Source organism: Oleiphilus sp. HI0079 (genome assembly GCF_001635105.1).
In genome coordinates this window covers 1-644 of sequence record NZ_LWFT01001276.1, presented here as the reverse complement: position 1 = coordinate 644, position 644 = coordinate 1, and the positions used below count along the sequence as shown (strand labels likewise).

Here is a 644-nt window from a genome sequence, read left to right as displayed (position 1 = left end):
ATACATGGCTGCAATGGGTTTGAAACATGGTGATGTCATCGATGGAGCTGATCCTAAAGCCTTGCAGGAGCACGGGAAGCTCCGTCCATGGGCGATCAGGATTGGAAACATACATACCGATTTCAAGAACTTCTACCGGAACTTTGACCTCTGTCTTGCTCGTCTTGTCGAGAGGGCTAGGCTTGTTGATATGGCTCGATGACATTATTCTTTCTTAAAGACCTTGGTAAAACCGCGCACGTAAGCCTCTAAAGCTCTCGTTAGCACCTAAAAATTTAACGATCTTGGAACTTTAAGATTAGTTCAATAAATTTCAGCCGTCTAAAAAAACGCTTCTTATGCTCAATGAAATGAGAACGGCTTAAAAAAACTATCGGTTTGGAGGATGGGGGTTGCGTGAAAAATTTAGTTCTTTGAAGAGAACTTCGCAACGCTCTAAGTGCGGGAAAGAGGGCACTTAGGAACTGAACAGCCTTAAAAGATGTTGGGCGGCCTCAAACGGCGTACTTTGACCGACTATAACGGCCTTTTGTTGTTCAGCAAGGTGCTCTTTTACCGAGGGGTGCTCTTCGAACATGCGCTTTAATTCTTGCTCGATGAGAGTCTCTAGCCAAGCCTTGGATTGATTGTTTCGTTTTTCGGAG

The 644-nt window shown here is 44.6% G+C and carries 2 protein-coding genes; both read right to left on the bottom strand.

Annotated elements, in window-relative coordinates:
* A partial coding sequence (locus tag A3750_RS25145; protein WP_156498844.1) for a DUF3391 domain-containing protein occupies positions 1-205 on the bottom strand: 205 nt, incomplete at its 3' end.
* A 252-nt stretch (positions 206-457) separates the two neighbouring features.
* A partial coding sequence (locus A3750_RS27040) for a hypothetical protein (protein WP_231871922.1) occupies positions 458-644 on the bottom strand: 187 nt, incomplete at its 5' end.